This is a genomic window from Pedobacter sp. (assembly GCF_045628745.1).
GTDB lineage: Bacteria > Bacteroidota > Bacteroidia > Sphingobacteriales > Sphingobacteriaceae > Pedobacter.
Window position 1 is genome coordinate 1 of record NZ_JAZQPU010000186.1, and the last position, 8,529, is coordinate 8,529.

An 8,529-nucleotide genomic window follows, 5' to 3' on the forward strand; every position below is an offset into this window, starting at 1 on the left:
TATTGAAGGAAACTTTGTTCAATGCGATTTGCCAGTATGCAAAAAGACAAATGACCTTCTTTAGAAAAATGGAAAAAGATGGGGTTAAGATTCATTGGTTTGATGTTGAACAAGATACAGCCATAAGTGAACAGGTTATTGCCATGTGCAAAACCAAATTTAATGTATAATAGCCAATTCCTTAATTACGGGCTTCTTGGGAAAATACCTTTTGTTTAACTTATGTTAAACGATTTCCAACTGTGGCATGCATTTTGTTTAAGCAGAAGTATCAGATTTATTTCTGCTATTATTTAAACGAATTCAAGTATATTATGAAAACAACTACTAAATTTATGGCTTCTGCAGTAGCTGCCGTGGCTTTATTCTTCTCTACAAATGTTAATGCACAAGGACCAAAATTAGGCATAGGTATCAACGCAGGTATTCCAACAACGGATCAGTATAACTTTACTTTAGGTGCTGATGCTCGTTTGCAATTTGATGTTTCTAAACAATTGTCAATTCCAGTAACAGTTGGTTATACGCATTTCTTTTCTAAAGACTATGCACCAGAGTTTAAACAAGATTATGGCTATATCCCAGTAAAAGCTGGTGTTAAAGTTTTCTTTGACCAATCAGGTTCTGGTCTTTATGGTTTAGCAGAAGTAGGTGCTGCTTTTGGTGTTACTGATCAAGCTAAAACAGGATTTTTATATTCTCCAGCAATTGGTTACTCATGGAGCAGTGGTTTAGACCTTGGCGTTAAATATGAAGGTATTTCAAGTGCAAGAGATGCAAACCCTATTTATGATAAAAATGTAGGTCATGTGGCTTTACGTTTAGCTTACGGGTTTAAATTGTAATACTAACCTCACAAATTATTGGAGCCCCTGATTTTTTCAGGGGCTTTTTTATTTATTCAGATTTTAATGCTAATTTGAGCAAAAAACAAAGTTTATGAATAAATATATAGGTGCTGTCTTGCTATTTGCATTGGCTTCTTGTGGAAATACAACACAAGATTCTGCAAAGGGTACAGACAGTGCAGCGGTTACGGCACCCACGGCTATTACGGCTGTGAGCTTAAAAGAACCAACGGTACAGGCTATCTATGCAGGTTACATCAAGCTTAAAGATGCGTTAGTGAACGCGGACGACAAAACTGCCCGTGAGGTAGCTAAAGAGTTGTCTGCCAAACTTAGTACTTATGATGGATGTGAAAATACAGCATTGGTAGCCGACAAAATAGCAACGGCTAAAACCCTGAAAGATCAAAGAGAAGAATTTACTTCTTTAAGCTCAGATGTTATCGCCATGTTTAAACATGCAGACCTGCAAGCAGGTACTATTTATGTTCAACACTGCCCAATGGCCAACAATGGCGACGGTGGTGATTGGTTGTCTTCTAATAAAGAGATTAGAAACCCCTATTACGGTGATGAGATGATGGAATGTGGGGCTGTTGTTCAAGAAATTAAATAACCTGCATATTCCTTAAAACCTTTATGTAGTTGTTAACCTACAAATAAAATAGATTAGTTACTTTTGTTAGATAAATTAAAAGATATGTCAGAGATTGCAGAAATTAAGATTGACGGTAAAGTATATGAATTCCCAATTATAACGGGTACTGAAGGCGAAAAGTCAATAGATATTTCAAAGTTAAGGGAACAAACTGGTTGCATTACCCTTGATTTTGGGTACAAAAATACAGGTTCCACTAAAAGTGCTATAACATTCCTCGATGGCGAAAAAGGAATTTTAAAATATCGCGGATATGCTATTGAAGAATTAGCAGAAAAATCTACTTTTCTTGAAGTCGCCTATTTATTAATTTATGGTGATCTGCCAACAAAAGAACAATTAGATGGTTTCCAGGGACAAATAAGAAACCATACCCTTATTCATGAGGACATGAAGAAATTTTTAGATGGTTATCCTTCTAAATCTCACCCAATGGCGCAACTTGCTTCTTTGGTATGTTCTCTATCTACTTTTTATCCTGAGTCATTGGTAGCTAACTCAGCTCCTGAGACAATGGATCAAACAATGATTAAATTATTGGCTAAGTTTCCAACCATAGTTTCTTTCATTTATAAAAAATCTTTAGGTCATCCACTGATCTATCCAAAAAACAAATTCGACTATGTAACCAATTTCATCAATATGATCTTTGGTCAACGTACAGAAGAAGTGGAAATTGATCCTGTTGTTGTTGCTGCAATGAATACTTTATTGATTCTACATGCTGATCATGAGCAAAATTGTTCTGCATCAACAGTAAGAATGGTTGGGTCTTCAGATTGTAACCTTTATGCATCTGTTTCTGCAGGTATTAGCGCTCTTTGGGGTCCTTTGCATGGTGGAGCTAACCAGGCGGTAATTGAAATGCTGGAGCTCATAAAAGAAGATGGTGGTGATACTGAAAAATGGATCAACAAAGCTAAAGACAAAAATGATCCTTTCCGTATGATGGGCTTTGGACACAGGGTTTACAAAAACTTCGATCCTAGAGCTAAAATCATTAAAAAAGCTTGTGATGATATTTTAGAAAAATTAGGTATCAATGATCCGGTTTTAGAAATTGCTAAAAAATTAGAAGAAGCAGCACTTAACGATGCTTACTTTGTAGAACGTAAATTATACCCTAACGTAGATTTTTATTCTGGCATCATTTATAGAGCATTAGGTTTCCCTACAGATATGTTCACTGTATTGTTCGCCCTTGGTCGTTTACCAGGATGGATTGCACAATGGAAAGAAATGCATGAAAATAAAGAACCTATCGGTCGTCCTCGTCAAATTTATGTTGGTCATACCAACAGAGATTTTGTAGAGCTAGAAAAAAGATAGAATATTTTACATAATAAAAAGCCCAAACATTTTATAGATGTTTGGGCTTTTATTTTTACTGAGAATTATAAAAAGGTCATTATATTGTTGTTATAAAAATTGTAATGACTGTTGCTCTTAGGCCTTTTGAACTGGGTAAGCTTTTAAGTTGTAACGCGTTGATAAGGTAGTCAAAATGTATAAATAGACAATAAGCTTTAAATTATGTCATGATTGCGGTTAACGCAAAGATCAAAAATAGGGATATTACGAAAACAAAGATATAACATATATACAAAGCGAATAGCTTAAATACGGTCTTCCACCTGCTGCTGCCATAAAAAGTCCTGAGCGATCGGTAAATATACCAGATGATATAAACAGTCCATAATCCGACCAGGGTTTCCTCGATATTATAAAAGAACCCAAATAACCAATTCAGGAACATAAACAGCAAAATACTTAAAAACAAAGCTGAATGGACATGGAAAGAGTAAATGAGGTGCTCATAATAAAACTTCTTCCTTTTGAAATAAACCAGCTTCAAAATTAATGCAAAAAAAGGCAGTAAGATAAACATCAATTTTGGAATATTATGAACAAACTCTTCCAATAACTTTTCCGAGGCATTGGGGTAGTTGTATAATTTAACAAACTTCTTGTTAATGTATTGCTTTACTAAATTGTCTCTATCTGACTTAGGTAGAGACTTTTGTCTCGTCTCGTATGCTGCTATTGTTGTATCCTTTGCTAAATTTAAAGACTCAGCTAGATTGCTCTTAATATTCAGGCCCTTCCTGCTTTTTCCATTCTCCTTAACTACAACACCTTCATCAGTGTGATTCCCTGAAGATAGCGTGACCAAAAAGAAAACGATACTGACGAAAATGTACAACCTAATGGGATTGATAAAAGAAACTCTTTTTCCCGCTACATATTTCTGTGTCAATGTACCCGGTTGAAAAAGCAACGGTTTAAGGGTGCCGAAAAACTTAGATTCAAAGTGGAAATAATCTGATATGGCATGTATAACCATATGCCAGGCGTCTTCCTTTAACTCCAGGTTTTCCTGTCCACAGTGTGTACAAAAGTATTCCTCAACCGTATGGCCACAGTTTAAACAATTCTTATCTTTTCTATGCTTGTGAGACGACATATTTGTTGAAAGCGATTAATATAGATTGAAGTTACGAGTGGCTCATTGCCTTAATAGCCGTCTTTTCTGCACGGTTATGTTTATATTTAAAAATAAATGGGAACACGATAGCCAATATCAAAGTATAGGCAGCAAATGTTAACCAAATATTTGTCCAGTCTTTACTTTGATCTGCAAACGTAAAGAAATGGTCTATAATCAATCCACTGGCAAAGCTGCCAAATAAAGCTCCAAAACCATTCACCATCATCATAAATAAGCCCTGTGCACTGCCGCGCATTTTTTCATCTACCTGTGTTTCTACAAATAAGGAACCCGAGATATTGAAGAAATCGAAGGCCATACCATAAATGATACATGATAAGACGATCATCCAAAGGCCACCAGCAGGATCACCAAAAGCAAAAAGGCCAAACCTTAATACCCAGGCTAACATACTGAAAAGCATCACATACTTAATACCGAACTTCTTTAAAAAGAAAGGAATGGCTAAAATAAATAAGGTTTCTGAGATTTGGGAAATGGACATGATAATGGCCGGATATTTTACCGCAAGGAGGTCCTTAAAAGCAGGAATACTCTTAAAATCATGTAAAAAAGTATCTCCATAAGCGTTTGTAAGCTGTAAAGCTGCACCTAACAACATGGAAAATATAAAGAAAACAGCAAATTTCTTTTGCTTTAACAAAGTAAATGCTCTTAAACCTAAAGAGTCAATAAAAGATTTCGCTTCAACCTTACTTGCCAGAGGTGGACATTTAGGTAAGGTAAATGAATAAATACCTAGGATTAACGAAACGGCAGATGCGATATAGAACTGGTTTGCCGAGGCTTCATTACCTGTTAAACTTACTGCCCATAAAGCGGCAATAAAACCAATGGTACCCCAAATTCTGATTGGCGGATAATCAATGACAACATCTTTATTTGCATTCTTTAATGCTGAATAGGCTACCGTAATGGATAAGGATAGGGTAGGCATATAAAAAATCATGTTGAGCAAGATTACCCAGAAAAATGTAGAAGGGTTGTCTACCATGGGTAAACAGAATAGCACAAGGGATGCTAAAATGTGTAAAATGCCATAAAGTTTTTCTGCATTGATGAAACGGTCAGAAATGATGCCTATGATGGCCGGCATGAAGATAGAAGAAATACCCATGGTGGAAAAAATAACACCAAATTCAGTACCCGACCATTGCTTGTTTTGAAACCAATAAACGCCGATTGTTAGAAGCCATGAACCCCATATAAAAAATTGCAAAAAATTCATCAGAGTTAAGCGAGCCTTAACATTCATCATAATAGTTAGTTAAACTTTGAAAAGAAAAAATTGTGTATAATATTAAATTGTATGGAAATATAATGTACTGTTAAACAAGCGTGATGATGTGATGAGCCTATAAATTTCTTTTGTTAAGTTCATCCCTAATGCGTGCTGCTTTTTCATAAGCTTCTTCAGCAATTGCTTCCTGAAGTTTTTGATGTAATTCTTCTACCGATAAAGATTTATAATTTGTACCCGGAATAGAAGTATTCATATCTTCAGATCCTTTCTCTTTGGCCATGGTATCCATGTTTTCAAGGAATAGCAAGTCATTTCCTTCAATAACGATGCCCGCAGAGGAAATGATGAATTCGTAAGTATAAATTGCAGCCTTAAAGCGAACCGCTAAGGCGATGGCATCTGATGTTCTTGCATCAATCTCCCTGGTGTTTTTGCCATCAGAACAGATTAATTTCGCGAAGAAAACACCATCTACAAGGTTATAAATCAACACCTCTTGTATTTCTATCTGATAAGCTTGTGCGAAAGATTTAAACAGGTCATGGGTAAGCGGCCTGCTTGGTGTCATTTTTTCAATTTCTATGGCTATTGCCTGTGCTTCGAACGCACCTATGATGATAGGAAGGCGTCTTCTGCCGTTCACTTCGCCTAAAACCAGTGCATAAGCACCTGATTGTGTTTGGCTATAGGATAATCCTACGATGTCAAGTTTTACTTTTTTCATATTAAAGAATATAAGGCAGACCGAAGTCTGCCTTATAACATTATCCTTTATGTGCTTTTAAAGCTTCGATTAATTGGGGTACAACTTCAAATGCATCGCCAACAATACCATAATCAGCAACTTTAAAGAAAGGTGCTTCAGGGTCTTTGTTGATGACTACAATAACTTTTGAGGAGCTAATTCCTGCCAAATGTTGAATAGCACCAGAAATACCGATCGCTAAATACAAATTTGGACTAACTGTAATACCCGTTTGTCCTACGTGTTCCGAGTGTGGTCTCCAGTCGGCATCAGAAACTGGCTTAGAGCAAGCCGTAGCTGCACCTAGCAGTTCTGCCAGCTCTTCAATCATTCCCCAGTTTTCTGGGCCTTTTAATCCTCTACCTGCAGAAACAACTAATTCTGCATCAGGCAAAGAAACTTTATCTGTTGCTCTTACAATTTCTTTTACAATAGCAGCAAAATCTGTGGCTTTAACTTCTGGTGCAAAATCTTCAATAGCAACTTCAACAGGTGATTCTTTAACACCAAAAGCATTTGGGTTTAAAGCAATCACTTTATTAGCCGCTGTAATTTCAGTGATGGCGAAAGCTTTTCCAGAGAAGGCTGTTTTCTTAACTGAAAACTTTCCATCTTCCAATTGTGGCAGCGTTACTGCACCATCAATTAAGCCAGCTTTAAGTTTTACCGCAATACGTGGGGCTAAACCTTTACCAGAAAAAGAGTTTGATAAAACAACAATGTCTGCATTTTCTTTGGTTGCAGCATCCACAATTACCGAAGCATAAGCCTGGTTAACAAAACTTTTTAATTGATCTGTAGAGACGTTTAAAACTTTTGAAGCACCATATTTACCTAATTCTTTAAGGTCACCTTCACCAACATTACCTATGGAAATAGCGGTTAAATGAGTTCCTTGTGCATCTGCAATGGCTTTAGCATAAGAAACGGCTTCAAATCCTGATTTCTTAAATTTGCCCTCGGCTTGTTCTATATAGACTAGTACTGACATAATATCTTTTTAAATAATTTTATATGCAAATAGGGATCCTTAGATCACCTTCGCTTCGGAATGTAACAAGTCGATTAATTTAGCTGCATCTTCTGCAGGCACCAATTTTACTGTTCCCCTTGGTGCCGGAGTTTCAAACTTCACTATTTTAGCTACCTCATCTACAGCAACAGCTTCAACAACTGCCAAAGGCTTAGATCTTGCAGACATGATACCGCGCATATTTGGAATTTTAGCTTCGGCAACACCTTCAGCACAGCTCGCAATAAACAGTCCATTTACGGAAACTACTTCTTTACCACCTTCAATTTCACGTTCTAAGGTAGCAGTAGTTCCATCATAATCCAATTTTTTAATGATAGAGATCGAAGGAATCGACAAAAGTTCGCCTACCATCGCCGCAACTTGCGCACCATTATAATCTATAGACTCTCTTCCACATAAAATCATGTCGAAGGCGTTGTTTTTTGCATATTCTGCTATTTGATAAGCAGTAAAATAAGCATCTCTAGGGGCAGCATTGATTCTTACCGCCTCATCAGCACCAATGGCTAAAGCCTTCCTAATGGTAGGCTCAGTGCTGCTTTCACCGACATTCAATACTGTCACTGTTCCTTTTCCACCTTCACACAGTTCAATAGCTTTCGATAATGCAATCTCATCATATGGATTTACAATAAATTGAACTCCAGCTGTATTGAATTGTGTATTATCGTTAGTAAAAGTTATTTTTGTTGTCGTGTCGGGCACATTACTGATACAAACTAATATTTTCATAAAAATTGTCTTTTTGCAAATCTAATTAAAAAAGCAGGGATTTATAATGCAAACTACCCGATTAATTTCCTTATTGGAATTTTTAAAAAGTGATCCTAACGATCCTTTCGTAATTTATGCCCTGGCAACAGAATACAACAGCATAAATGATACTGAACAAGCCTTTTATTATTACAACATTTTGATTAATGACCATCCTGATTATGTAGGTACCTATTACCATTTAGGTAAATTGTACGAAAAAACCCAGGAATTGGAAAAGGCAGTAGCAATTTACCAAAAAGGAATGACCGTAGCAAGGAATAAAAGAGACAACCATGCTTTTTCAGAATTGCAGGGTGCTTACAATAGTGCCATGGGCCTGGATTACGAAGATGATTAATGCCTGATATTTTGAAAAGAAAACAACTCTTGTTCCTGAGGAATGTACTATGGTTTACGCTGACGGCCTTTGGTGGTGCTCAGGCACATATTGCTCTTTTGCTCAAATATTTTGTAAAGAATAACAAGTTTATCTCCGAAGCAGATTTGCTGGAGTTGAATGCGCTGGCCCAGGTTTTACCTGGACCAGCTTCTACACAAACCCTTGTAGGTATTGCTTATAAGGTAGGAGGGTTAAAGCTTTCCATTATCACCTTCCTGATCTGGATCTTACCTTCAGCAGGCATCATGACTTTTGCGGCTATTAGTTTTGCTATGTTTGACCATCAGGAAAGATTTGCTGAAGTGTTGAAGTTTATTCAACCTATTGCCCTTGG

The 8,529-nt window shown here is 36.7% G+C and carries 10 protein-coding genes; 5 read left to right on the forward strand and 5 right to left on the reverse strand.

Features of this window, described 5'->3' with window-relative positions:
- Nucleotides 1–314 precede the first annotated feature (314 nt).
- From ACR2F7_RS07325 to ACR2F7_RS07335, 3 genes are all read left to right on the forward strand, one after another.
- Complete coding sequence (locus ACR2F7_RS07325) at nucleotides 315–845, forward strand: hypothetical protein (RefSeq protein ID WP_432712931.1); 531 nt, start codon at nucleotides 315–317, stop codon at nucleotides 843–845.
- Between the two features lie 94 nt (nucleotides 846–939).
- Nucleotides 940–1,464, forward strand: a complete 525-nt coding sequence (locus ACR2F7_RS07330) for a DUF3347 domain-containing protein (protein WP_432712932.1) — start codon at nucleotides 940–942, stop codon at nucleotides 1,462–1,464.
- Nucleotides 1,465–1,548: 84 nt separating this feature from the next.
- Nucleotides 1,549–2,835, forward strand: coding sequence for a citrate synthase (locus ACR2F7_RS07335; protein ID WP_432712933.1), 1,287 nt, complete (start codon nucleotides 1,549–1,551; stop codon nucleotides 2,833–2,835).
- A gap of 202 nt (nucleotides 2,836–3,037) precedes the next feature.
- On the opposite strand, the gene ACR2F7_RS07340 is transcribed toward ACR2F7_RS07335, so the two are convergent.
- From ACR2F7_RS07340 to ACR2F7_RS07360, 5 genes are all read right to left on the reverse strand, one after another.
- The gene (locus tag ACR2F7_RS07340; RefSeq protein WP_432712934.1) at nucleotides 3,038–3,970 is read right to left on the reverse strand and encodes a DUF3667 domain-containing protein; all 933 of its coding nucleotides are present in this window, start codon (nucleotides 3,968–3,970) and stop codon (nucleotides 3,038–3,040) included.
- A 31-nt stretch (nucleotides 3,971–4,001) separates the two neighbouring features.
- Entirely contained in the window at nucleotides 4,002–5,270 is a 1,269-nt protein-coding gene (locus tag ACR2F7_RS07345; RefSeq protein WP_432712940.1) for a nucleoside permease, read from the reverse strand.
- A 100-nt stretch (nucleotides 5,271–5,370) separates the two neighbouring features.
- Nucleotides 5,371–5,982 carry a bifunctional nuclease domain-containing protein gene (locus ACR2F7_RS07350; protein ID WP_432712935.1) on the reverse strand — a complete coding sequence of 204 codons (612 nt, stop codon included), beginning with the start codon at nucleotides 5,980–5,982 and terminating at the stop codon, nucleotides 5,371–5,373.
- A 40-nt stretch (nucleotides 5,983–6,022) separates the two neighbouring features.
- Complete coding sequence (locus ACR2F7_RS07355) at nucleotides 6,023–6,994, reverse strand: electron transfer flavoprotein subunit alpha/FixB family protein (RefSeq protein ID WP_432712936.1); 972 nt, start codon at nucleotides 6,992–6,994, stop codon at nucleotides 6,023–6,025.
- Nucleotides 6,995–7,033: 39 nt separating this feature from the next.
- Nucleotides 7,034–7,771 (reverse strand): electron transfer flavoprotein subunit beta/FixA family protein, encoded by a 738-nt coding sequence (locus ACR2F7_RS07360; RefSeq protein WP_432712937.1) that lies wholly within the window; start codon nucleotides 7,769–7,771, stop codon nucleotides 7,034–7,036.
- 46 nt (nucleotides 7,772–7,817) lie between these two features.
- On the opposite strand from ACR2F7_RS07360, the gene ACR2F7_RS07365 reads away from it, so the two are divergent.
- Entirely contained in the window at nucleotides 7,818–8,153 is a 336-nt protein-coding gene (locus tag ACR2F7_RS07365) for a tetratricopeptide repeat protein (protein ID WP_432712938.1), read from the forward strand.
- A gap of 11 nt (nucleotides 8,154–8,164) precedes the next feature.
- A partial coding sequence (locus tag ACR2F7_RS07370) for a chromate transporter (protein ID WP_432712939.1) occupies nucleotides 8,165–8,529 on the forward strand: 365 nt, incomplete at its 3' end.